Origin of the sequence: Paenibacillus caseinilyticus (assembly GCF_027533645.1) — a bacterium.
GTDB lineage: Bacteria > Bacillota > Bacilli > Paenibacillales > NBRC-103111 > Paenibacillus_G > Paenibacillus_G caseinilyticus.
On sequence record NZ_JAQAGY010000026.1, the window covers coordinates 24,184 to 47,282 of the forward strand.

Below are 23,099 nucleotides of genomic sequence, written 5' to 3' on the forward strand. Positions count from 1 at the left end.
CAAAGGAGAGAGATACTGTGAAGTGCTTAGAAAGGCGAATGCCCCCGAGGAATGAAAGCCGGATGTGGCTTACATGAAGAATCGAATGGCGAAGATGGGACTGATGCTGGGTTCCGTCCTGCTGGGATGTCCAGCGCTGCTCCCTGCTCCGGCAGCGGCTGCCAAGCCGGCGGCACTGATCGACGATCTGCACAACTGGAGCATGACGGCGGAGCGGTCCTCCACGTTAACTTTGTTATCCAACATGACCAATGCCGACGATCCGACCCGTGTGCAGCGAAGCGGAGCCTACAACGAATATATCGTGTACAAGGCGCCGGGCGGCTTCTCGACTTTTACCGTATACGCTTATGCAAGCGAATTGTACAAACCCTACGATCATCTGCAGTTCTTCACCTCGGCCGACGGGGTGTCCTATCAGGCGGTTATACCGCAGATTTATGAGGACGGGGGCAACCTCAGTCTGCTTGTCTATGAGGCGGGCGGCTTGCCCGAGGGTTCGCGTTTTCTCAAGATTCGTTATAAAGGAGGCATTATCCTCAAGTCGCCTTCCATCGGCAAAGTCGTCTTAGGCAGCCCCGCCTCCGTCCAGTCCTCCCTGCCTTCGGGGATTGTTCCGCTGGGCAGCCAAGTGACGCTGTCGACGGCTACGGAGGACGCCCGAATCTACTACACGACAGACGGCAGCGATCCGAAGACATCGGCGGCCCGCAAGCTCTATACCGCTCCGATCGATCTGCCGGCCTCGGAGGTGCTGGATTTGGCCGCATTCGCTGAAATTACGGATGGTGCTAACCGTCAGGTGGGCGGCCGGATCTCGAGATTCAACTATGCCGCGATGGGGCCGGAGGACCTGCATGTACCCGCATCTGCGGATACATTCGTGGATGAGGCGCAGCCGGACAAGTCCTTCGGTTCGGCACAGACGCTGTATATGCGCCGAAGCCGCGGCAAGGAAGCGTATTTCCGCTTCGATCTCCGTAAGTTCAATGAAGAGGCCGATACGGTGAAGCTGCTGTTCTACGGGAATGCCTCGGACAGCACACGGGAGCCTGCCAAACTTCAGCTGTATCCTGCGGCGGACAGCTGGTCGGAGGCGGAGGCGACCTACCGGAAGAAGCCTGCTCTTCTTGCCGATGTTCCGCTCGCCGAGAAGGTGCTCTCATACGGGCTGCCGGGCTGGATGCAGTTCGACATCACGGCGTACGCGCGGGAACAGAAGCGGCTGGGGCGTACGAGCATTTCGCTCGCCCTGCGCAACGATACCCAGGGGACGACGCAGCTCTCGTCGAGAGAAGCGGGCGAGAAGGGGCCGTTCCTGAAGATCATGAGCGGCGGGGGACTGTCTCCCTCGGGCATGGTGGACCCGCTGGATTCGTTCAAGCTGCTGTACAAGCGGTCCAATATCCTCATATCGAGTAATGACACCGCTTATTTCGGCGGGGACGTAAGCCGGTTCACCCGGCTGAGCACGAGTCCTGGATTCATCGTATACGAGCTGGGCCCCGGCGTCCGTTCGTTCATGGCCTCGAGTTACTTTTATACCGGCATACCGATGGTTCATCACCGCATGTATATTTCCACAGATGGCCGGGACTACCGGGAATTGCCTGTTACCATATATCCTTCGGGCGCTCCGTCAGGAAACTGGCAGCAGTATATTTATGAATCCTCCTCTGTGCCTGAGGGCAGCCGATATCTGAAGATTGAGATACTTGGGGAGAGCAAGTCCTGGACGCCCCAGCTGTCCAAGGTAAGCCTCAATCAGCACACCTCCTCCGTACAGATGGTTACGGCAAGCGTGGACGGGGCGGTGAAGGTGGAGATGACAACCCCCTCGGCTCCGGCCCGGATTTACTTCCGGGAGGGAGGGGCGGGATCGTTCAAGACGTATCCGGGTCCCTTGGTGCTCTCGGGGTACCATACGCTGGAAGCGTATGCTGTGAAGAACGGCCTGGAGGCGAGCCCCGTCCGGAATTTCAAAGTGAACGCCACGGGCCAATCCCAAGTAGACCGCTTCGGGCAGATGATGACGGTCCCCTTCGCGGGGAAAGTATCGTCAGACGAGGAGCTTGCCGCGGATGCCGCAGAGGACGAGGCTTATTACGGCGCCCTGCAGGCTCCGGCCAACCGCGACAAGTACGGCGGGCTCAAAGGCAGCTCCTGGGTGTATGGCATCCCCAAGACCGGGTTCTTCGATATCCGCAGGGCGGGGGGCCGCAAAATCATGACGACGCCGGAAGGCAACGTCTATTTTTCCCTCGGGATGAACGGAATTACGCCGAACGAAACGTATACGAAGGTGACCGGGCGGGAGCAGAGCTATGAATGGATCCCGAATTACACGGGCGAATACCGGGCCGCTTTTCTTGGATCGCAGGATCACTTCTCCTACTATCTGGCCAATAAGTACCGCAAGACGGGCCGGATTCCTTCGTCGGTCAGCTTCTATACGGAAGCGGTGGACCGGTTGAAGAAGTGGGGCTTCAACGGCGCCGGAGCCTGGACGCCGCTTCAGGTAGTCCGCGGCCAAGCTTTTCCATACACCGCCATGCTGCCGATGTCCGGACTACCCGCCGGGAAGCTGGAGGGGCTCGCGCTCTTCGATATTTTTGCCGCCGGCGCGGAAGAACAGATGGAGAAGGCGTTCGCTGCTTCCCTGCCCGCTCTGAAGGACGACCCCATGCTCATCGGGTATTTCATCGACAACGAGTACGATTACCACAAATTCTATACATCCGTTCCGAAACTCAAGGGCGGTACGGCCATGAAGCGGAAGCTGGTGGATATGCTGCGGGACCAATATGGGACGGTCGACGCCTTCAACCAAGTCTGGCAGACGAACTACGGTGCGTTCGAGGACTTGTACGATGCGGAGCTCAACGTCAGGCCGGGGCAGCCTTACAAAGACATGGATGCCTTCTTCCGTCTATACCTTGACACGTTCTACGGCACGGTATCCCGCCTATTCCGCCAATATGACGGAAACCATCTGCTGCTGGGCGACCGGTGGATTACGATGACGGCAGCCAATACGAGGGTCCGGGGCCTGCTCGCGGAAGCCTCGGGCAAGTATTTGGACGCCATCTCGATTAATCATTACAGCGCCAAGCTCGACAAAGACATGCTGAGCGATGTGCATACGAAGTCGGGAGGCAAAGCCATCCTGCTCAGCGAATTCAGCTTCGGCACGGCAGAGCAGGGTCTGAAGCCCATCGTTCCGGGATCGGCTTCCAGCCAGCATGAACGCCAGCTCCGGTACCGAAGCTACGTCGAAGAAGCGGCTTCTCTGGGTTACGTCGTCGGAGCCCACTGGTTCGATTATGTAGACCAGGCACCGACGGGAAGGTACTGGGAAGGCTATGGCGGGGAGCGTTACAACTCGGGGCTTGTCAATGTGGCCGACCGGCCGTACAAGGAGCTGCTGGAAGGAATCATGGCCACGCACCGGAACATTTACAACGTGCTGATGGGCCAGAGCAAACCGTTCCAGCCCTGACACGAATCGGTCTTACGTGCGAACGATCCCAAGCCGATGCAGGAGTGCTGCAGGAGAATCAAGGAAAATAACGAAAAGAGGTGCGGAAGCACCTCTTTTTTTGGTTTTTTATGGGTCGGACTATGAAATGAAAGTCGAATTTTGCCGATGGAATAGAAGAGAATGCCTAGTTATAATGAAAATGGACTTTTGATATCGACTTTATTCGACATCTGTCTTCCGCAGCCTATACCTGCCTATCCGAACAAAGTCCACGATGATCTCCGGAGATAAAGAGGTTCATGTATCAAATCGTTCGTTATAACGATCATGAGGCGTACAGCATTCCAAATCCAACAAGAATGGATGGATCGATTGATGACCCAGCGTTCAAACCCTCTTCTGCCTTCCCTGTTGACTGTATCCCTGCTCGCGTCCCTTATGCCCTCTTCGGTTTTCGGAAGCGGCAGCACCTCTGCCGAAATCATCGTGGACGATCTGAAGGACTGGAGCCGTTCTTATAAGCATGCGGGCACGCTTGGCCTTCAGGTGGCCGCGGATGCGGACGATTCGACGCGGATCAAGAAGTCCGCGGCGTTCAGCGAATATATCGTTTACCGTACCGAGAACAGCCCCCTGCAGTCTTTTACCGTCTATGCCTACTATAATCCGAGCTACAAGCCGTATGATCATCCGATCTTCTTCGCCTCCAGCGACGGCGTCAAATATACCAAAATCGTTCCCGAAAGCTACGACAATGGGGGCAATCTGAATCTCATGGTATACGAGTCGACCGGCCTTCCTGCGGACACCCGGTACCTGAAGATCCAGTACTCCTCCGCCGTGCTGGCCAAAGCCCCTTCGATCGGCAAGGTCGTATTGAACGGCCCGGCCGCGGTCCGCTCCTCGCTGCCCGCAGGTCTGGTGCCCGAAGGAAGCTATGCCGCTCTGAGCACCGCAACGCCAGGCGCTACCATCTACTATACGACGGACGGCAGCGACCCGTCTGCTTCTCCTACGCGCCGCAAGTATGAGTCGCCGCTTCCGGTGGCAGACTATCTGTCTATCAAAGCGGCAGCGGAAGTGACCGGTCCGGACGGCCTGCCTGTACCCGGCAGTGTCTCGACTTACCGGTATGCGGGGCAGAGTGCCGAGAAGCCTGTCATCCCCGCCAAGGAAGACGCCTTCGTGGACAGCGGCGCAGCGGCGGCGAATTACGGTACGTCGGTATCGCTGCAGGCCAAGTCGAGCCGGGACCGCCATACGTACCTGAAGTTCGATCTGACGAACTTCTCCGAAGACGCGCAGTCCGTCACGCTGAATGTGTACGCATCAACCAACGACACCGTGCGCACGCCGGCCCTCATTCAGGTCTACCCTGTAGCCGGCAGCTGGACGGAGAGCACGCTGAAGTATTCCAATAAACCGCTGAACCGGAGCACGGTCCAGCCGCTGGCCGAGCAGACGCTCGAGATGGGTCCGGCGGGCTGGCTGCAGTTCGATGTCACCGCCTATGCGAGGGAGCAGAAGGCGCTGGGCCGCACGGAGATGAGCTTGGCGCTGGTCAATGCGTCGGACCGGATGACGACTTTCTCCTCCCGGGAGACGGGTGCCCTGGCTCCGTTCCTGAAGGTGACTCCGGCGCAGCGTCCGGCAGGGATCGTGGACGAGCTGGCAGACTTCACCCGGCTGGCGAACCGGGCCAACATCCGGATCGAAGGGGCGGATTCCGGTTATTTTGGCGGGGATACCAAGCGGATGACGCGCAATACGACCTCCCCGGGGTATGTGCTCTACAAGCTGGATGAGGGTATTCGTTCGTTCACGGTGTACAGCTACTTCTATACGGGCATCCCGATCGAGCCCCACCGTATGTACGCGTCGGCTGACGGCAAATCGTTCACGGAAGTGGGCGTTACGGCTTACCCCGTGGGGAAGGCGGTATCCAACTGGCAGCAGTATGCTTATGAGGCTTGGGGCCTGCCTGCCGGCACGCGCTATTTGAAGGTGGAACTGCTCGGAACAACCAAGGCCTGGTCGCCGCAGATGTCCAAGGTCACGATGAACCAGCACACGGCTTCGGTAGCCCTCGAGACTTCATCCGGGACAGGCGCCATGAACGTCACGCTGACTTCGCCCGCTACGCCGGCCAAGATTTTCTACCGCAGCGACGCTTCCGCCGAATTCCAGCCATACACCGGGCCGATCGTGCTTTCGGGCTACAAGGAAGTAGAGGCGTATGCAGTGAAGAACGGATATGAGAAAAGCCCCGTCCGTTCATTCACAGTGAATGCCAGCACGAACATTCAAGTCGACAAGTATGGCCAGATGGTCTCCGCGGGCTTCTCCTCCAAGGTGAGCAGCGACGCGGAGCTCAAGGCCGATGCTTCGGCGGATGAACTCTACTACGGTTCGCTGCAGGAGCCGCAGAACCGCGACAGCTACGGCGGGCTGGCCGGCAGCGCGGCGCAGTACGGCCTGGAGGCTTCCGGATTCTTCAAGATTCAGGAGGCGGACGGCAGGAAAGTGATGACCACGCCGGAGGGCAATGTGTATTTCTCTCTGGGGATGAACGGCATTACGCCGAACGAGACCTATACGATGGTTGCCGGCCGCGAAGACCAGTACGAGTGGCTGCCGAGCTATACCGGAGAATACAAGCCGGCCTTTATTTTGTCGAAGGACAACTTCTCCTTCTATCTTGCCAATAAGTACCGCAAAACCGGCAAATTCCCATCGGGCAGCTCCTTCTATTCGGAAGCGGTGAGCCGCATCAAGAAGTGGGGCTTCAACGGGGCGGGCGCTTGGGCTCCGACGAACTACGCCCAAGAGAACAACTTCCCGTATACGGCGATGCTGCCGCTGTCAGGCATGGCTTGGGCCAAGGTGCCTGGGATCTCGATCTTCGATATCTATGCGCCGAATGCCGAAGCGCTCATGGACAAAGCGTTCGCCAGCATGCTTCCCGCCCAGAAGAACGATCCGCTGCTCATCGGGTATTTCATCGATAACGAATATGATTACCATATGTTCAACGCGGCCGTCCCGAAGCTGAAGGCGAGCACGGCCGCCATCAAGGGGCGTCTGGTTCAGTTCCTTCAGGAGAAGTACGGTACGGTCTCGGCTTTCAATGCGTCTTGGGGGACGAAGTTCATGTCGTTCGAGGAGCTGAAGGAAGCGGAACTGACTGCTAAGACGGGAGTGCCGACGGCGGACATGGACAACTTCTTCAAGCTGTACCTCGATACGTTCTATGGGACGGTGAACAAGCTGTTCCGCAAGTACGACAGCAATCACCTGCTGCTCGGTGACCGCTGGCTTACGACGCCTTCCCAGAATGTGAAGGTGCGCGGCTTCCTGGCAGCCGCTTCCGGCAAGTATGTCGATGTCATCTCGATCAATCATTACAGCTATGCGCTCGACAAAACGATGATGAACGACGTCTACGCGAAGTCCGGCGGCCGTCCGATCCTGCTCAGCGAGTTCAGCTTCGGCACGGCGGAGCAGGGGCTCAAGGCCATTGTGACCGGTTCGGCTCTGGATGAGAACGACCGCCAGCTTCGCTACCGGAGTTATGTGGAAAGCGCGGCATCGCTCGGGTATGTCGTCGGGGCGCACTGGTTCAACTATGTGGACCAGGCGGGAACCGGCCGCTACTGGTCGGGCCTCTATGGGGAGCGTTACAACTCCGGGCTCCTGAATGTGGCCGACCGGCCGTACAAGCAGCTGCTTGCCGGAATCACGCAGACGAACCATGAGATCTATGATGTGCTCCTTGGCGCGCGCGCGCCGTTCTTCTTCGACTTCAACCAGCCGAGATAAGCCTGCCGTCGTATGGCGGCGCTGCACAGATGCACAAGGCAAAGCCAGATGTATAAGGCAAAGCCAGTGCACAAGGCAAGGCCGGTTATGCCCGCCCACCCAAAGAAAGCCTCACCTTCCGCTTCGGAGGGTGAGGCTTCTTTGAGGTTTGGATATGGGGGCGGTCCCGGCTTGGGACGCCGGTCCGGCTCCTTCCCGCTATGGTTTGGAGACCGGGGCGGCTCCCTTCACATATTCCTCGAGCGTAATCCCGCTCTTGGTGATCGCCGAAGCGGCTTCTTCTCCGACATAGCGCAGATGCCAGGGCTCATATTGGTAGCCCGTGACCGACTCCTTGCCCTTCGGGTAACGGATAATGAAGCCGAATTCGTGCGCGTGGGAGGCGAGCCAGGCGGCTTCCTTCGTGTCACCGAAGCAGTCGCTTGCGGCACATTTGCCGCTGCGGCTCGTCACGTCGATCGCAAGGCCCGTCTCGTGCTCGCTGTGCCCGGGCTTTGCGCTGTATTTGGCGGCTTCCGCCTCGCCGTCCTTGAGCACGTAGTTGTGGTAGAGCGTCTTCTGCGTTTCGTGCGAACGGTAGGCGGAGACGCCGGACAAGGGAAGGCCGGCCTTCTCGGCTGCGGCGAACAGCTTCTCGAGCGGCTCGGCCGCTTCCTTGCGGAGCTTGCGCTTCTCGAGCTTCTCTTCGAAGATGTAGGGCACCTTCGGGTCAACGAGATCCGCTGGACGGTAGCCCTCCGGCAGCCTCGTCGTCTTGTTCACAAGCACCGCGACGGATGCAGGCTCAGCGGCTACCTGTACAGCAGTACCGGTGCCGGACGGGGCGGGTGCGGTCTGCCCGCCGCCTGAATCCGGTTTCGCAGGAGTGCCGCCGCTTGGCTTCTGTCCCGCGGGCTGCTCCGGAGTCTTCGTGGGCCCGGAGGGCGGCGTGAGCGAGGTTCCGGAGGAACCGGGATCCGCCGAAGGGGGCGTCACGGTATGGTTCACGCAGCCGGAGGCGGCGAAGACGGTGCAGAGGAGCACCAGGGCCGCACAGCCGGTACGTGTTTTTTGCTGCAGGGTAGTCATAAGGGTTCAGGATCCTTTCCTTTAAGCTGCGCTAAGATGGGGCATGGAGCTCGCAGCGTACTCTATATCATGTGACGACGCGGATACGGATAAGGTTGCATGCCGCGGGCACACTTCATTGTACCCCTGCCAGCAATTTTTTGCCAACCGGGCTTGTCCGGCCGTAACGAGCCGGGTACAGTGGGAAGATCGAACAGAGAGGAGGGGCAAGCATGGCGGAGCTCTTAGTTCAAGACCCGCAAGGGTACGCAGCAGCGCTGCAGCAACATCTGAAGGCCTGGCGGAACGCGGAACAGGCGGGCCCGATGGAAGCCTATATGCGCGGCCAGTTCCCGTTCCTCGGCATCCGGTCTCCTCAGCTTAAAGCGCTGCTGCGCGATTGGACGACAAGCAATGGAGTCCCGCAGGGCGAGGCCTTGCGGGAAACGGTGCGCGTCCTGTGGCGCCAGCCCGAGCGCGAGATGCAGTATGCGGCGATGGGGCTGCTGGAGAAGCGGCGCAAGGAGGCCGGCATCGGGGATCTCCCGCTGCTGGAAGAGCTGGTCGTGACGAAGCCGTGGTGGGACACGGTCGATCTGCTGGCAAGCCATATCGCCGGCAGCATCCTGGCGAAGCATCCGGAGTCGGTCCCGGAGTCGGCGGACATGTGGATCAGCTCCGGGCATCTCTGGCTGCAGCGGACAGCGCTTCTGTATCAGCTCGGTTACAAGGAACGGACGGATGCGGAGCGGCTGTTCCGTTACACCCGGCAGTGCAGCGGGTCCACCGAGTTCTTCATCCGCAAGGCGATCGGCTGGGCGCTCCGCGAATATTCCAAGACGGACGAAGCGGCCGTACGGGCTTTTGTGGCCTCAACACCTCTCTCGCCGCTGAGCGTGAGAGAGGCGTTGAAGGCCGCGGACCGGAACCGGAAGGACGGGGAAGGACTCGAGAGCGCGCCGGAAGGCCGCATGATCCGGGAAGAACGGTAGGCGTCAAGCGCTTGACGGAGGGAGGACGGAGAGCGGGAGCGCCCTCCGAGAACTTGTTGACCCGTGCCTTGCCAGGTGAGGGTCAACAAGTTTAGCGGACCTGAGAGGACGGGGCTTGCGGTAAGGAGGCGGGACTGCCGCGGTCAGCCGGTAAGCAGGCAGCAGGGAGAGGGCGAATAGCCCCTGGGCGGCAGAGGCTGCGCCCAGGGGCTATTCGGGGATAGAACTCATGTATAGGGCTTGCTGTCTGCGTCAACTCAGCTGGAAGCCCTTGGCCTCCAGGAACGGACGGATGTGCGCGCGGACGGGCTGCTTGTACTTGTCGGCGATGCCCTTGGACCACGTGGTCAGGGTGCGGCCGCCTGTCCGTTCTTTGTAATACGCATGCGTAATGTCGTCATAAGCGCGTATGCCCTCCCGGATCGCATCCTGGTCATACGCACCTTGGTGCAGCACCGCTCCGAGCGGCAGGCGCGGACGCAGCGACGGGTCTTGGTCCGGCACACCCACGCATAAGCCGAAGACCGGGTACACGAGCTCGGGCAGCTCCAGCAGACGGCTGACTTCGTCCGGCTGGTTGCGGATGCCGCCGATGTAGCAGATGCCAAGACCGAGCGATTCGGCTGCCACGGAAGCATTCTGGGCGGCAAGCGCCGCATCTACCGTAGAGACGATGAAGCTCTCCGTGTTCTGGTGGAACGTCTCACCGCTTTGCTCGGTGGCCAGCTTCAGCCGGTATTGGTCCGCACAGAAGACGAGGAAGAGGCCGCACTGCTCGACATAAGCTTGTCCGCCGGCCAGACGTGCGAGCTCCGCTTTGGCGGCAGGGTTGGTCACCGCGATGATCGTATAGGCCTGCACATTCGATGAAGTGGAAGCCATCTGCGCCGACGCGACGATCGCTTCGATCTGCTCCGGTGTCAGAGGGTCTGGCTTGAATTGGCGGATGGAACGGTGTTGCTGCAGCAGTTCGATAACGGAATTCATGGAATGGATTCCTCCTATGGAATGGCAGGTCTCCCGGCAGCGGAAGCTCCGGCAGACTCGGGCCTGGTCATGATGAAGCTGTCCACATTGTAGCGAATGGCCCTTGGAAGCGTCAAATGTGCCAAGATGCCCCACCGGAGGCCGCTGCCAATAGGGGTCGGCTACAGGAAAGCCGGATGGTGGCCCATTCCGATTTGGGTGTTGACACCCTGAAAAATCCCTGCTATGATGCTATTCATAGTTAACATATCGGAATTAAAGTGAATCTACCGGCAAACCGGAGACCATTCGCCTTAGGGTGACTGCGTCTCCTTTTTTTGTTCCTGCTTCAGCTGCCTTCCGGGCCTCCGGAGGCGAAGCTTCGATTACACTTTGGGCCGCAACTTGTGGAAGGGGATTAGAAAAAGATGAATCGTAAATTGTACCGCAGCCGCACCAACGCCGCCATTGCCGTACTGCTCACCGCCTGCTTGGTACTGGCGGGCTGCGGCAAAGGGCAGGCTGACACGGCCAGTGCCGGGGCCGCTCCTGCCGGCGGCCAGCCCGAAGTGCTCGAGCTTCGCTACCAAGGCTCGCCGGGAACGGTCTCTCTGCCGGAACTGGCGGAGGACCTTGGGTATCTCGCTCCGCTGAAGCTGAAGTGGATCGGCAATACGACGAGCGGTCCGCAGAGCATCCAGGCGGCGACCACGGGCGATACCGACTTCGGGGGCGCCTTCAACGGAGCCATCGTCAAACTGCTCGCAGCCAAGGCGCCGATCACGGCCTTATTCGGATACTACGGTGAAGATGCCAAAACTTACAACGGATACTATGTGCTCGAGGATAGTCCGATCAAGGGGCCCAAGGATCTGGTGGGCAAGCAGATCGCGATGAATACGCTCGGGGCCCACCACGAATTCATGGTGAAGGAATATCTGCACCGGGCGGGTCTGACCAATGAGGAGATCAAGCAGGTCACCCTGCTCGCCATCCCGCCGGCCAACGGGGAACAGGTGCTGCGCCAGAAGCAGGTCGAGGTGAGCACGCTTGGAGGCATCTATCAGGACAAGGCGCTCGAGCGGGGCGGCCTCCGGCCGGTGTTCACGGATCTCGAGCTGTTCGGCGAGTTCACGGCGGGCAGCATCGTCATGACGAACAAATTCATCAAGAACAACCCGAATACGACGAAGCAATTCGTCGAGGGGGTGGCCAAAGCGATCGAATGGTCGAGAACGACGCCGAGGGAAGAGGTCATTGCCCGGATGGAGAAGATCGCCAAGGACCGCGGACGCAGCGAGGATACCTCCAATATCAAGTACTGGAAGAGCTGGGGCATAGCCGGCAAGGGCGGGCTCATCGCCGAGAAGGAATTCCAGGTATGGATCGACTGGCTCGTGAAGGACGGCCAGATCAAGGAAGGGCAAGTTAAAGCATCCGATATGTATACGAACCGGTTCAATCCGTTCCAGGAGGAAGGGAAAACCGCCAAATAGCCCCGGCCGTTAAGGCCATGCCGCCGAAGATTCATATCCCAAGTTACCGATAACGGAGGTGCCGGACCATGAGTGTGAAGATCAGCATCAGCCAGGTCAACAAGGTGTTTCAGGTAAGCCGGACGGAAGAATTCACGGCTCTGCAGGACATTAATCTGGACGTAGGGACAGGTGAATTCATGGTTCTCGTGGGTCCGAGCGGCTGCGGCAAATCCACGCTGCTCGACCTGCTCGGCGGCTTGACCAAGCCTACGTCGGGCCGCATCCTGCTCGACGGCCGTCCGATTACCGGGCCGGGTCTCGACCGGGGGATCGTATTCCAGCAGTACGCCCTCTTCCCATGGAAGACGGCCAAGGGCAATATCGAATTCGGCCTGGAAGCCAAAGGGGTGCCGAAGAAGGAACGGGAAGAGATCGCCCGAACTTATTTGTCCCTGGTCGGACTGACGGGCTTCGAGGACCGGTATCCCCACGAGCTCTCCGGAGGGATGAAGCAGCGCGTAGCGATCGCGCGCAGTCTTGCTTATGACCCTGAAGTGCTGCTGATGGATGAGCCCTTCGCCGCCCTCGATGCGCAGACCCGCGAGACGCTGCAGAGCGAGCTGCTCCGGATCTGGGAGAAGACGAAGAAGACGATCGTGTTCATCACCCACGGCATCGATGAAGCGGTGTATCTCGGCCAGCGGGTAGCTGTCATGACCTCCCGCCCGGGGCGGATCAAGCAGATCGTGGACATCCCGCTGGAATCGCGTTCGAGCGAAGAAGACCTGCGGAGCGACCCGGATTTCATCCGGACCCGCCACGAGGTGTGGAGCCTTCTGAAGGAAGAAGTATTGAGAGCGCAGGAATACGAGAAGAACAAGGCCCGCATCAAGCAGTCGAAGAAAGGGGTGGCTCTCCATGGCTAGTATCGGCGAATCCGTAGCGATCGGCAGAAGCGCCAAGCCGGTTACGTTCAAACTCTCGTCCGTCTTCCGCTCTCTGGAGAAGTGGGTTGCGGTTGTCGTCTTCCTGGCCCTCTGGGAAGTGTTCCCGCGGCTGGGGCTTGTGGATACGACGTTCCTTCCGCCATTCTCCGAAATCGTCAGCGCCTGGTGGGCCTTGGCCGCCTCCGGCGAGCTCTACAGCCACGTGGAGGCGAGTCTGATCCGGTCGCTGACCGGCTACTCGCTGGCCCTGCTCTATGCCATTCCGCTCGGCATCGCGATCGGATGGTATAAGCGGTTCGCGGATATCATCAATCCGCTGCTCGAGACGATGCGCAACACCGCCGCCCTGGCGCTGCTGCCGGTGTTCATCCTGCTGCTCGGCATCGGCGAAGCCTCGAAGATTGCGCTGGTGATCTACGCATGCTCTTGGCCGATCCTGCTCAACACGATCTCGGGCGTCAAGCACGTGGATCCGCTGCTGATCCGCTCCGCCCAGTCCATGGGACTGTCGAATGTCCAGCTGTTCCGCAAGGTCATTCTGCCTGCGGCGATTCCGACGATCTTCGTCGGGGTGCGGCTTGCCGGAGCCTCGTCGATCCTCGTGCTGGTGGCAGCCGAGATGATCGGGGCGAAGGCCGGACTCGGCTATCTCATCACCTACACCCAGTACAGCTTCATGATTCCGCAGATGTATGCGGGCATCCTTACGATCTCCGCCATCGGCTTCCTGTTCAACTTCGGGCTGGTGAAGCTGGAGAGACGGTTCACTTCATGGAAGACGACGCAGGGCCGGGAGTAGAGGCGGATTTTTCGAAACTAATGAGCAGACAAAGGGGATAACGGATATGGCTATAACACAGCGGCAGATGAAACTCGGTGCGTTCTTCATGATTCCGGGCCACCACGTGGCGGCTTGGAGACATCCGGAGGCGGAGGCGCAGGGCGTCCTGGACTTCAAGTTCTACAAGAAGCTCGCCCAGACGGCGGAGCGCGGCAAGTTCGATATGGTGTTCCTCGCGGACGGTCTGGCGGTCTGGGACCGGTTCGGCACAGGAATCTCGCATACGGTCAATGCGCGTCCGGAGCCGCTGACGCTGTTGTCGGCCCTCTCGGCGGTGACCGAGCGGATCGGGCTGGCGGCCACGGTCTCGACCACGTATAACGAACCATTCCATGTGGCGCGCAAATTCGCATCGCTCGATCATCTCAGCGGCGGCCGGGCCGCTTGGAACGTCGTGACCTCGAGCGGGGAGAATGAAGCTTACAACTTCAGCCGGGAGACGCACCTGCTTCATGAGAAGCGGTATGAACGGGCGCGGGAATTCGTAGACGTCGTCCGGGCCCTATGGGACAGCTGGGAGGACGGGGCGCTGCTGATCGACAAGGAATCGGGTCTCTTCGCGGATAAGCACAAGGTCCACTATGTGAACCACCAAGGCGCGGAATTCTCCGTCAAAGGGCCCCTGAATATCGCGCGTCCGCCGCAAGGCCATCCGGTCGTCATCCAGGCGGGATCTTCCGAGGCGGGCAAGGAGCTTGCGGCAGAGACGGCGGAGGTCATCTTCACCGCCTGGCAGACGCTGGAGGAGGCGCAGAAGTTCTATTCGAACGTGAAGGGACGGATGCTCCAGTACGGCCGCACGCCGGACGAACTGAAGATCATGCCGGGCGTCTTCCCGATTATCGGCCGCACACGCGCCGAAGCGGAAGCGAAGGCGGAGCAGCTCAAAGAACTGATCCACCCGACTGCGGGCGTAGGCCTGCTCTCGGCGCTGATCTCCTACGACCTGTCGCCGTACCCGGTAGACGGTCCGCTGCCGGAACTCCCGGATATCCGGGATATCAACGGAGGCAAAAGCCGCTTCCAGCTCCTGAAGGATCTCGCGGACCGCGAGGGGCTTACGATCCGCGGGCTGTACCAGCGGATCGCGGGCGCCAGAGGGCACCGGGAGATCCTCGGCACCCCGGTGGAGATCGCGGACCAGCTCGAGGAGTGGTTCGTGAACGGGGCGGCGGATGGGTTCAACATCATGCCGCCGACGCTGCCGGGCGGACTCGACGATTTCGTCGAGCTCGTCATCCCCGAGCTGCAGCGCCGGGGCCTCTTCCGCACCGAGTACGAGGGGGAGACCCTCCGGGAGAACCTCGGCCTCGCCCGTCCTGCCAGCCGCTTCGGCGCGTCCCCCGCTGTACCGCAGTCGCAGACCTCGTAAGGTTCCCCGCACGACCGCGCCACACCCCCCGCAAGTTTCAAAAGAGACTGCAGCCTCCCCCGGGCTGCGGTTTTTTATTTTAAGACGTATGCACCTTCCGGCAAGCTGCTTAGTCGGCTCTGCAACATTTTTCCAGAATCTTGCGTCCAGAGCAGCAGTTGATTTACGAAAGGAGAGGGTGGTCTCATGATCAAAAGGTGGATTCCCCTGCTGGCCGTCTGCTGTGTCCTGACGGCGCCTGCGGCGCTCGCGGACAGCTCGGTGGCCGTGCACATAGGAACCGAGAGTCTGCCCGTAGACGCCATGCCCCGGATGGAGGACGGAGCGGTGAGGGTGAATCTGCGGGGGCTGGCCGAGGCGCTGGATGCCCGGGTTCAGTGGGATGCGGAGCACCGGGCTGTGGAGGTCAACCGTCCGGACGATGCGCTTCAGCGGCAGCGCATCGCGCTGCTGGAGGAAGCGCTGGCTGCGGGCACGGCTCAGGAAGCGGCCCAGCGGTATCTGGACGGCCTCAGGGAGCGCAACGGCGCCAAGCAGTACGCGGTGCTGTCCGCAGAGCTGAAGCGCGAACGCCGGGCCGGTCTGGAGGCGGCCGGCTGGCGTACGGGAAGCTCGAGTCCGTGGTGGGAGTCCTATACAGCGGAGGACGGGCGGCAGCGGCCGGATGGAACATGGGAGTTCGCGACCCGCGGTGTGCTGACCGACTCTACCGGATCGAGGGACGAGCGGGAAGGAACGCTGCTGGTGAAGGAAGAAGAGGGGCGCTTTGTGATCGTGGATGACGGGGTTAAGGGACAGGAGCCGGGTCAAGAATAGCAAGAGCAGGGCTTGTGTTAGGAGCTAGCGGGGAGGAATAAGGGAATGAACAACCAAGCGAACGAATCCGGTCCGGCGGATCCATCGGACTTGCAGCATCTAACGGGTCCTTCGGCGCGCGCATTCAACCGGCGTTCCGGCATTCGTCTGCTCCTGGCGGGATTGTGCTCCACTTGTCTCGGAGGCCTGTATTTGCCGGAGTCGATCCTGTTCCTTGAGGGATGGTTTGATCTGTTCGGCGTGGAGGATGTTGCCGGATTGTACCGGCGGATTCTGACCCCAAGCGGAGGGGCCGCCGCAGCCTTGGGTCTGCTGCTGATGCTCCCGGTACCGGCAGTGCGATGGCTCCGGCTTCCCCTGCTGCTCACGGGCCTGGCAGGGATGCTGGTCCTGCTCGCGGCTATGGTTCCAGCCGTCATCCTTGCGTTGCTGCAGGCCATGCTCCTTCACCTGCAGGCCCTGCCGTACCTGCTGCCCCATCTGCTTCTCGGTGTCCTGTCGGGCAGAGCGCTGTTTGCACTGCTCGATGAGGTCCGAGGCTTGTTCGCCGGCCGTCCCCCGCAGGAAGGGATTGGATGAAGCTTCCGCAGGGGCGGCCGTTTACGGCTCCCCGGGCTTTCCGGTATAATGATAGGGAAGCAAGAAGGAAGGGAGCCTATCTCATGGCCGGAAGAAAAGAAGACGAGCTCGACCTGACGCTGCTTGGCAGCGAACGCACGAAGTACCCGATGAACTACGCGCCGGAGATGCTGGAATCGTTCGATAACAAGCATCCGTACCGCGACTATTTTGTCAAATTCAACTGTCCGGAATTCACGAGCCTGTGCCCGATTACGGGCCAGCCGGATTTCGCGACGATCTATATTTCGTATATCCCGGGCGAGAAAATGGTCGAGAGCAAGTCGCTGAAGTTGTACCTGTTCTCATTCCGCAACCACGGGGATTTCCATGAGGACTGCATGAACATTATCATGAACGACCTCATCAAGCTCATGGATCCGAAGTATATCGAGGTGTGGGGCAAGTTCACGCCGCGCGGCGGGATCTCCATCGATCCGTATTGCAACCACGGACGCCCGGGCACGAAGTATGAGGCTATGGCCGAACACCGGCTGCTGAACCACGATCTCTATCCGGAGAAAGTGGACAACCGCTAGAATCCATCCGTATCACGAACAGCCGCAGTTTCCGGTCCTACCGGAGCTGCGGCTGTTCGCCGTGCCGTGAGATAGGCGGCTCGAATTAGCCTGCTGCATGGAGCGACGGCACACGCCGCGCTTTGTGCTGAAGCTGCGGCTCCGTTAGTCGCCTGGCCCTTGGGCCGCAGCACCGGCTTCACAGCTCCCTTGTGCGGACTCCGTCCGTTAGGACAATCCGGAGCGTGGGGGAACCGCCGAAGCTGCCCGTGTACGGAGGGCCCGCCGGAGGAACGGCCGTCTCAAAACGCACCGTAAGCTCCCTTTGGGTACGCGGCGGGATGGACAACGGCCAGTCGCTCTGCAGCGGCAGCCCCTCCAGGAAGGTGTACGGCTCTCCTGCAAAGACCGGCTTCCCGAAGGAAAGCCGGAAGGACGCGGGCGTCCGCCCGTGATTCTCGAAGACAAGCCGGCAGGTGCCCTGCAGACGGTCTGATACGGTCGTGTATTCGCAGCTGCTCTGCTCCTCGTGATATTCGAGTCCCATGATGCCCTGCGCGAATACGTATTGGTAGACGGTGAGGAGCCGCGGCGGTCCGGCTTGGCCGAGCATCAGGATGATGACGAGGACCAGGCAGCCTTGACGGGGGAAGGCACGCATCAGCAGCACAACGCCGCTCCAAAAAAAGAGGATGCCGAAGAGCGCCGCGACATGGAACTGCGACCCTTCACCGCTCCCGGCGGGGACTCCCATGCTCTCAAGCCATACTTGTCCCAGCGGGGTACTGTTCGGATAGTCGATATTGGAGGCGAGGGAGAGCAGGATCAGGAGGCAGCCGAAGATGAAGTATAGGGGATGGGTGATGGGAGGTCCCTCCTTTTGGGGTGATTTGCAGCTTCCTTGAGGGGGCATTCGGTTCGTTAGGTGTTCCACTTTTGCTTGATTATATTGACGGGATCCCTCTGGATAAAGTTACAAATAAACTGAAATATGGAATCGAACAGATAGAGGGAACGGGACCGCTGGCCTTGGGAAAGCGCGGAAGGCGGTACAGCGATGCTTGGGCGGAGAATAGTCGGACGAGGAAAAGGGCCTGTTTGCCGGCCCCTTACCCCTTGGCACAGAGCAGGCAAGCGGGCACAGGCCCAAAAAGTGTGTCAGTATAGCCACGCCCAACAGGCGATGCTTCCCATTCGGCAGCCGAAGCTGGTGGAATGGGGGCATCGCCTTGTTGTCGAAATACGGTGCGGAAGGCTGGCCCGGGAAGCGGACGGGCCTTGCGGTTCGCGCAGGATGTGCCTTCCTGGAGTAGAGGAGGCCGGAAATGGCAGGAGCCTGCGGGGCAGCCCATGCGATCATGGCAGCGGCCGCTTCCAGCCGGTTGTGCCGTCCCTCTTCGAGCCTACCCCTGCTTCGTCAGACCGACGAAGTACCAGCTGCCCTCGCGGATGATCGGCGAGACGGTGGCGACGTTGTATCCTTCTTCTTCGGCGTAGTCCGCGAGCTCCTGCTCCGTTGGGAACGGATGCAGGTTGTTGTGCGCTGCCATGAAGGAGTTGAAGGCTGCTGAGAACTGCTGGCCGCCCGGAGCCATATACAGCGGAGTCACGAGAGCGATGGAGCCGTTGTCGCTGAGCAGCCGGCGTGCTTTGCGCAGCAGCTGCAGCCGGCGGCCGGGCTCGAAGTAGTGAAGAATATTGTTCATCAGAATGAGATCCACGGGTGAGGACGGGCCCGACCACTGCTCGATATCGGCATGCATGAGCTCGAGATTCGGCAGCGCTTCGGCCTTCGCCTTGCGGATGGCCTCCCGGGCCACCGCTTCGTTCGTCTCGATGCCGAGCAGCCGCAGGTCGCGGAAACGCCGGCCGAGCCGGATGAGGTAGCCGGCGTGCCCGCAGCCGATATCGAGCACGGAGCGGGCCGAATGGTCCTGGAGCCAGCCGGAGATCTTCGGATACGCCAGCTTCTCGAGCAGCGAGGACGTCTCGGCTACGGTCGACCCGTGCGTCTCCGTATGGAAGTCGAGCCGCTGCTTGGCTTCGAGCAGCCGGGGATACTGCAGGAGCGTCGGCATGTGCAGCTCCATCATCTCGCGGATGAGTGCCCCGACCGAGCTGTGTCGTCCCCCCTCCAGATACTCCAGCATCTCTCTCTTCGCGCAGACCCGCCCATCGGCCGAGCGCTTCAAGTGGCCGACGGCGACGCCGGCATCGACCCACTTGGCGAGAAGGTCGGGATCGAGCCCGTACTTTCCGGCGACCACCGCCGGTAGCGCCCCGCGGCCGAACCGCTCGAACAGCCGCTCCGTGATGCCGACGTAGATATGCCAAGCCGGCAGGAAGCGGGCGTTGCTTTTCATCCACTTGCGGGCGAGCCATAAGGTTTTCCATTCCTGAAGCTTCTCCACTACGGTCATGGGGCTTCCTCCTCTCCAAGATCCATCCATGGGTAATCGTCTTCTTCGCTGAACACGCTCCTGCGGCGTTCCTCCTCCGAGAGCGGGGAGCGGTCCGGCCACATGCCGGCCTGGCGCATCAGATCGGCCGGGGAATCCGGCCAGAGGCCCAGACCGGAGATATTCAGCATATATTTGTAATGCAGATAAGGAGATCTCTCGATCGTCTGCAGCACGCGTGCGCGCATCCACTCCCAAGGTCCGGCCTCATAGGCATAAGCGAGGGCCGACAAATGGCTGAGCCGCGAGATATAGCGGGCTCTGGGCCGGCGCACCTTCTCGTACCAGGACAACCCGGCAGGGGAGCCGCCGGTGCGCCGCTTGAGCCAGACGAGCAGCGAACCGAGGACGTCGGCGTCCTGGATCGCCATATTCATCCCTTCGCCGGCCATCGGATGCACGTTGTGGGCCGCATCGCCGAGGATCGCCATATTCCCCGACACATAACGGTCCGCATGGGAGCGGAAGGGGATCATGAGCTGGATTTTGCGCCACTCCGTAATCTGCTGGACATAGCCGCCGAGCTCCGGGAGCAGGGAGAGGTATTCCCGGTAGAACGCCTGGAGCCCCTGGCTGCGCATCGTTTGGTATTCCTCGGGCTTGATGAGCAGGACGGTGCGGACCAGTCCATCCGGCAGAGGGAACAGGCCGAGGAACCGGCCGCCCCGGGAGAGGATCAGCGAGTCGTCGAGCGAGGGCGGCGAAGGGAACGAGACGGTGAGAAAATGATGGTTATACCCGCTGCGGCTCATCTTGGCGCCCATCTGCTCCCGTGTAGGCGAAGTGCGGCCTTCCGCGCCGACGAAGTAATCCGCCTGGATGCGCTCGGGCCCGTCCGGCGTGTCGACGAGCGCCTCCTCCGCTAGGCCCGAGGCCCCTTGGACGAGCCCCGTGCACTTGCCCGGACGCAGCAGCTTGACCCGTCCGGTACGCAGCGCCCGCTCCTGCAGGCAGCTCTTCAGCTTCTCGTGGGGCACCATGAGCGCATAGTTGTAAGGGGCGCCGAGCACCGCGTAATGGAACCGGATCTCAGAATGGAGCACCGGACTTTCCTCTTGGGGTGCCGTCTCCTCCAGCTCCCTCATGTGGATGGTATGTACCTTTCTTCCGGTCTGCAGCAGGTCGTCAAGAGCCCCGAGCTTGTCCAGGATGGCCAGGCTTTTGGGCTGCAGAAGTTCCCCCTTGTAGAGGGAGAGCGGACCGCGGCTCTGCTCCGCCAGGACGACAGAGAGGCCGTCCTGCGCCAGAAGGAGAGCGAGCGTCAGACCGGCCACACCGCCGCCGGAGATGAATACGTCACTGCGCAAAGCGCGCACCTCCTTCGGGCTGCAGTCCATGCTGCAGTGTACAAGATCTTACTCAAAAATACCCGTTGGCCGCGTCTGCGAAACGACAACCCTATACAAACCTTATACAATGTTAGAGGCCCAAGGGCTGCGGAAGGGCAGGGGTGTACTATTTGTTCATTATCGGCGCATAGAGTAGAAACGATACTGGGGATGCATTCGAAGGAGCTCGCAGCAGGAAGTTCAGGCAGGAGTAGAAGGGACAGGCGCCTGCCGGAGGATGGCGGACCCGAAACGGTGTGAGGACAAAGGAGGCAATGCAGGGATGAACGGAGGAGCGGAACTGACCGCATGGGAAGAGCATCTGTTCTGGCTGGAAATTCTACAGGATCATGCGTATTTTGTAAGAGACGGGTTATCGGCTGAGGCACGGGACGAGGTAGAAGCGGCCAGGTGGTATATCGCGGCCTTCGAGCAGCGGATCGGCGAACTGTTGGGACTGAGCCCGGAGCTCGGGCCCTCCTCCCCGCAGATGATGGCATTCGCGTCAGCCGTACTGCCGCTCGCAGAAGGCTATTACCGCTTCGAAGGACGGCTGCAGAGCCTGCGGATCGACAACGAGCTCATCGTGAACTTGACGCCTACGTATTTTAACGGGACGCTGAACGAGAATCAGGAGTACTTGCGCCAGCTGGCAGCCCTCAGGGAAGGGCGGCTGGCCGAACCGCTGCCGCTGTGGTCGCTGCTCGATCTGTGGCTGGAAGACCAACTCGGACATGCCGTGCTTCTGCGAAATATCGTCGATCCGATCGAACTGGGCGTCTTGGCGCAGACGGATGCTTATATCGACAAGTTCCAGGCGTTCATCCTCCAGAACCACCATATTCGCGGCTACCTGAGATTCTCGCCTCCGGGAATGCCCCGCCAACGGCTGCTTGCCTCCGATGTCGGGCAGGCGGCGATCGCCATGAATGGCTTCATCCTGGGCGTCATTGCGCGCTATAAGGCGAAGCAGGTCATGAACCGCACGACGCTCCGGTTCCTGGAGCACCATCTGCCGGAGACATGCTACTTTGTGCGCAAGCTCAGCCGGTATGCACCGGAGATCGCCGAAGAGGCCCGCACCTGCTCCATCCGGAGAGTTATGGGCCCTTGAAGTGACGGACGCTTGTGTGGAGGCCGGGCCGCCCTCGCGTCACGGAGCCGGCCGGATAACACGCTGCTGGATCGTGAGGTCGAGCTTCCGGGGATCCATCTCCGGATTGCCGGCATTGATGCGTGGAATGGCCAGCGGATCATCGGACCGGGCAGCCATCTCGCTCACGATGGTGAACGCATACCGGAAGCCGGTATCGGAGAGAATCTTCTGCGTCAGAGGCGTATAGATGCCGTAAGGATAGGCGAAGGTATCTCCCGCGCCTTCCCGGCCGTACAGGGCTGCGAGCCGCTGGGCACAAGCGGCGGTGTCTTGGCGTACCCGGTTCTCGGCTTCTTCGGCCGTTTCCATTCCTCCGCCCGGGAGGGGCAGCCTGCCGGTCAGCGCAGCGGTTTTGCCTTCTTTGTAGTGAAGGGCATTCGTATGGCACTGGATATCGATCCGGCCCGGCATCTCCTGAAGCATCTCCCGGATTTCTTCCCGGGAGAGGGCGGGGATGGAAGGGGCGAGAGGTGCGTCGAGATCCTTCGAGATGATGAAGTTGACCGCAGGCACGTCCAGCTCCCGCAGCACGGGATAAGCGTAATCATGGAAGCTTTTGTATCCGTCGTCGAAGGTGACGAGCACGGCCTTGGGCGGTACCGGACCGCCTGCGCGGAACTTCTTGAACTCTGAGAGCGAGATGAAGTGATAGCCGCGCGACTGCAAGTAGCTGAGCTGCTCCCGGAACAAGGCGGTGCTGACCGTACTGGAGCTCAGATCCGTGTCGTGGACATGATGATACATAAGTACGGCTACCTGATCTTGGTAGGTTGGGGCGCTCCTCGGGAACAGCGTATCGTAACCGGAGTAGAGCATGACGGCGAGCAGCAGGCAGGCCATCAGGATTCGGGTAGGCATGAAAGACAATCTCCAATCGTATAGCCGGTTCGCGCCGGCATAGGGGTGATGGGCAGAGGAAGGGCGGCAGAGTACGGCTAAGGAATAACAAGAGCGTGCCCCCCATTGTGCCAAATGAAAGAATGGGAATAAGGAAGAACTTGAACCTTGGGCAGCAGCTCCGACCTTAGCGCGGCAAAAGAGCCTATAGTCAGTTATAGCGATTCCGGCGGCGGAATTCAAGCGGAGCGGCAAAGTCCGGTCGATTCAGGCTTTTCTCTACGGGAGAAGGGATAGCAAGGGGGCCGATACGAACGAGGATCATCCGTATCTTCTACGGGATCAAAGGTTCATAGGGCGAATGGTTGCTGCGGCGAAATAGGAACGGGGAATCACGCGAAGAGGCCGGTTCTATGGAGAACCG

Annotated in this window: 17 protein-coding genes; 11 read left to right on the top strand and 6 right to left on the bottom strand. The window is 60.5% G+C overall.

All coding sequences use genetic code 11. From position 1 onward, the window contains the following. Nucleotides 1-73 precede the first annotated feature (73 nt). Complete coding sequence (locus O9H32_RS27345) at nt 74-3,499, top strand: CBM96 family carbohydrate-binding protein (protein WP_269869286.1); 3,426 nt, start codon at nt 74-76, stop codon at nt 3,497-3,499. Nucleotides 3,500-3,856: 357 nt separating this feature from the next. Then, nucleotides 3,857-7,300 carry a CBM96 family carbohydrate-binding protein gene (locus O9H32_RS27350; protein ID WP_269869287.1) on the top strand — a complete coding sequence of 1,148 codons (3,444 nt, stop codon included), beginning with the start codon at nt 3,857-3,859 and terminating at the stop codon, nt 7,298-7,300. A 198-nt stretch (nt 7,301-7,498) separates the two neighbouring features. Here the strand turns inward: O9H32_RS27350 and O9H32_RS27355 are convergent, their stop codons facing one another. Then, nucleotides 7,499-8,368 (bottom strand): M15 family metallopeptidase, encoded by an 870-nt coding sequence (locus O9H32_RS27355; protein WP_269869288.1) that lies wholly within the window; start codon nt 8,366-8,368, stop codon nt 7,499-7,501. 212 nt (nt 8,369-8,580) lie between these two features. Here O9H32_RS27355 and O9H32_RS27360 point away from each other — a divergent pair, with 212 nt between their 5' ends. Then, the gene (locus O9H32_RS27360) at nt 8,581-9,339 is read left to right on the top strand and encodes a DNA alkylation repair protein (protein WP_269869289.1); all 759 of its coding nucleotides are present in this window, start codon (nt 8,581-8,583) and stop codon (nt 9,337-9,339) included. Nucleotides 9,340-9,591: 252 nt separating this feature from the next. On the opposite strand, the gene nfsA is transcribed toward O9H32_RS27360, so the two are convergent. Beyond that, complete coding sequence (gene nfsA, locus O9H32_RS27365) at nt 9,592-10,326, bottom strand: oxygen-insensitive NADPH nitroreductase (protein ID WP_269869290.1); 735 nt, start codon at nt 10,324-10,326, stop codon at nt 9,592-9,594. 407 nt (nt 10,327-10,733) lie between these two features. Here nfsA and O9H32_RS27370 point away from each other — a divergent pair, with 407 nt between their 5' ends. From O9H32_RS27370 to queF, 7 genes are all read left to right on the top strand, one after another. Then, nucleotides 10,734-11,801 (top strand): ABC transporter substrate-binding protein, encoded by a 1,068-nt coding sequence (locus tag O9H32_RS27370; protein ID WP_269869291.1) that lies wholly within the window; start codon nt 10,734-10,736, stop codon nt 11,799-11,801. Nucleotides 11,802-11,869: 68 nt separating this feature from the next. Further along, nucleotides 11,870-12,709 (top strand): ABC transporter ATP-binding protein, encoded by an 840-nt coding sequence (locus tag O9H32_RS27375; protein WP_269869292.1) that lies wholly within the window; start codon nt 11,870-11,872, stop codon nt 12,707-12,709. Beyond that, nucleotides 12,702-13,529, top strand: a complete 828-nt coding sequence (locus O9H32_RS27380; protein WP_269869293.1) for an ABC transporter permease — start codon at nt 12,702-12,704, stop codon at nt 13,527-13,529. Before O9H32_RS27375 ends, O9H32_RS27380 begins: the two co-directional genes overlap by 8 nt. 46 nt (nt 13,530-13,575) lie before the next feature. After that, the gene (locus O9H32_RS27385) at nt 13,576-14,943 is read left to right on the top strand and encodes an LLM class flavin-dependent oxidoreductase (RefSeq protein ID WP_269869294.1); all 1,368 of its coding nucleotides are present in this window, start codon (nt 13,576-13,578) and stop codon (nt 14,941-14,943) included. 186 nt (nt 14,944-15,129) lie between these two features. Then, on the top strand, nt 15,130-15,759 hold the full coding sequence (locus tag O9H32_RS27390) for a stalk domain-containing protein (protein WP_269869295.1): 630 nt from the start codon (nt 15,130-15,132) through the stop codon (nt 15,757-15,759). Nucleotides 15,760-15,804: 45 nt separating this feature from the next. Continuing rightward, a complete protein-coding gene (locus tag O9H32_RS27395; RefSeq protein ID WP_269869296.1) occupies nt 15,805-16,338 on the top strand; it encodes a hypothetical protein in 534 nt (177 codons plus the stop codon). A gap of 83 nt (nt 16,339-16,421) precedes the next feature. Then, nucleotides 16,422-16,916: a preQ(1) synthase gene (gene queF, locus O9H32_RS27400; protein WP_269869297.1), complete on the top strand. Its 495-nt coding sequence runs from the start codon at nt 16,422-16,424 to the stop codon at nt 16,914-16,916. 178 nt (nt 16,917-17,094) lie between these two features. Here the strand turns inward: queF and O9H32_RS27405 are convergent, their stop codons facing one another. The 3 genes from O9H32_RS27405 to O9H32_RS27415 all read right to left on the bottom strand — a co-directional run bounded on the left by O9H32_RS27405 (nt 17,095) and on the right by O9H32_RS27415 (nt 20,670). Further along, nucleotides 17,095-17,808 carry a hypothetical protein gene (locus tag O9H32_RS27405; RefSeq protein ID WP_269869298.1) on the bottom strand — a complete coding sequence of 238 codons (714 nt, stop codon included), beginning with the start codon at nt 17,806-17,808 and terminating at the stop codon, nt 17,095-17,097. Between the two features lie 490 nt (nt 17,809-18,298). Beyond that, the gene (locus O9H32_RS27410) at nt 18,299-19,315 is read right to left on the bottom strand and encodes a class I SAM-dependent methyltransferase (RefSeq protein ID WP_269869299.1); all 1,017 of its coding nucleotides are present in this window, start codon (nt 19,313-19,315) and stop codon (nt 18,299-18,301) included. Then, nucleotides 19,312-20,670, bottom strand: coding sequence for an FAD-dependent oxidoreductase (locus O9H32_RS27415; protein ID WP_406627398.1), 1,359 nt, complete (start codon nt 20,668-20,670; stop codon nt 19,312-19,314). Before O9H32_RS27415 ends, O9H32_RS27410 begins: the two co-directional genes overlap by 4 nt. Before the next feature lie 295 nt (nt 20,671-20,965). Here O9H32_RS27415 and O9H32_RS27420 point away from each other — a divergent pair, with 295 nt between their 5' ends. After that, entirely contained in the window at nt 20,966-21,796 is an 831-nt protein-coding gene (locus O9H32_RS27420; protein WP_269869301.1) for a DUF2935 domain-containing protein, read from the top strand. Nucleotides 21,797-21,835: 39 nt separating this feature from the next. On the opposite strand, the gene O9H32_RS27425 is transcribed toward O9H32_RS27420, so the two are convergent. After that, nucleotides 21,836-22,696, bottom strand: coding sequence for a polysaccharide deacetylase family protein (locus tag O9H32_RS27425; RefSeq protein WP_269869302.1), 861 nt, complete (start codon nt 22,694-22,696; stop codon nt 21,836-21,838). Nucleotides 22,697-23,099 lie beyond the last annotated feature (403 nt).